Origin of the sequence: Microcoleus sp. K5-D4 (assembly GCF_036704575.1) — a bacterium.
Taxonomy (GTDB): domain Bacteria; phylum Cyanobacteriota; class Cyanobacteriia; order Cyanobacteriales; family Microcoleaceae; genus Microcoleus.
The window spans coordinates 39,829-42,060 of the sequence record NZ_JAUBSD010000065.1; the positions used below are offsets into that span (position 1 = coordinate 39,829).

Sequence of the window (2,232 nt, forward strand, 5' to 3'; positions counted from 1 at the left end):
AATATCAACGCCAACAGTACAGCAACCACTACATTTAATGCCGTCAATGCTGCCAGTGTCACCACCAACACTGGCGGCACAACTCAACTCAATGGTAATGTGACCACTACAGGCAGTCAAACTTATGCAGATGCTGTCACTGTCGCCAACAATCCGATTATTTCAGGGAATGCTCTTACTTTTAATGATACAGTTAACGGCAGTAGCGACTTGACTCTGAATGCGGTGAGCGGTAATATTGCATTCAATGGTGCCGTTGGCAATGCTAATTCTTTAAGCAAGTTACAGATTAGCGGAAAAAATATCACTGCGAATTCAGCGGTTAACGTAGCTGGCAATATTGGGATTTCGGCTGATACTATTAATCTGCAAGGAATTTTGACTACCACCAATAACGGTACGCTAACAATTAGCAATACGGGCAATCTCAATATTTTAAATAATCTGAACTTAGACGGTGCATTTAATCAAAATGGCGCGGGAAGCGTTGCCTTGAGCGGAAATATCGCCACAACTAATGATAACATTACTTTTAGCGGTCCGGTGACGTTAAATACTCCTATAACTTTTACACTGGGAGATGCAACTATTGCTTTCGGTTCTACTTTATCGGCAGGTAGTAACCCGCTAAATTTAACAGCAGGTGAAATTGATTTGTCGGGGAACGTTTCGGGTACTGGCGCGCTAACTCTACAACCCGCAACAGTAGGACAAAATATTGCGGTTGGCGGAATTGATAACAATACTAGCGCTTTAGATTTGACTGCTTCGGAACTTAATTTGATTCAAAATGGATTTAGCTCGATCGCGATCGGGCGATCGGATAGCACCGCCAAGGTTAGCATACCCTACAATCTCACCTTTGTAGACCCCCTAAGTATTCAAGGGGGAACTGGTACGATCGCACTTGATGGCACTCTTACTGGCAATGACAACAGCAGCATTGCTCTCAACGCTGCCACAATTAATTTGAATTATGGCATCAATACCAATAAAAATCCGATCGCTATCAACGGCACTGTCACACTCAGCAACGATATTAATCTCAGTACCAGCGGCGGAGATATTAAGATAACTGGTGCGATAGACGGTAATCATTTGTTGAACTTAGATGCGGCTACAGGCAATGTACTGGTAGAAAAAAATATCGGAGGAACAGCACCACTTTCTGTTTTGAATGTTACGGCAACGCAGGCGGAATTTACGGGTAATATTGCGAGCAATTCTGGTTTTAATATTGCTGCTGCAAGCACTAAGTTGGGTGGCAATGTTACTACTAATAATGGCAATATCAATATTAACGGTGTTCTCGGGTTGACGAAAGATGCGATATTGAGTACCGCCGGGGGGAATATTGCCTTTGGAGGTGCGATCGACAGTATTGATGCGGCCCGCAACTTAACTCTAGCCTCCGGTAGTGGCAGCATCACTTTCAACGGTTCGGTGGGGGCTACCAGCCAGTTAGGAAATCTTGCGATTGACAATGCTGGCAATGTGACAGGAAACTCGACAATTAACGCGCAACAATTGACAGCACTAAACACCGAAAAAGTCAATTTATCGGGAGATGTCACCGCCGGCAAAGTCGATATTACTGCCCAGGGCGATATAAGCGTTAAAAATATTACTACTACTAATGGCGGAGAAATTCTATTTACAAGCGGTAACAATTTCACTGCAGGCAATTTGAATACATCGGCAAACAGTGGCGGCAACATAACTGTTAAGGCGATAACTTCAATTACCACCGGACAAATTAACTCTAGCGCTATAGTCGGAAATGCCGGCAATGTGTTCTTAGATCCGATCGGCGATATTCAAGTAGAGTTTATCAATGCCCAAGGCGGTACTGGCGGCACCGGTGGCGAGGTGACAGCAATAACAGGCAATTTTTTCCGCGCTACGGGTGCTTTTTCAACCCCACTGTCGCCGACGGGATTTGCTAGCATTTCTACTGCTGGCGGCGCCGGTGGTGGCAAAATTACAATTGTGCACGCTGGGGGAGATGGAGGGACGCCGATTCAACCGTTTGTTGTGGGAGATGCTGCTAGCAACGGTACGGCGGGTGCAATTACAACGGGACAATCTACCATTACATCGCAGTCGTTTCAGCGTTCTAGTAGTGTTGGTAATACTGCGTTTTTGACTGATGACGCGATCAACCCGCCGCCAACACCAACCCCCACTCCAGTTGAAACTCCCACTCCGACTCCGAGTGAAACTCCCACTCCG

General features: G+C 45.7%; 1 protein-coding gene. It reads left to right on the forward strand.

From position 1 onward, the window contains the following. The coding region (locus QUA77_RS19470) for a beta strand repeat-containing protein (RefSeq protein WP_445302091.1) at positions 1-2,232 on the forward strand (2,232 nt) is incomplete at both ends.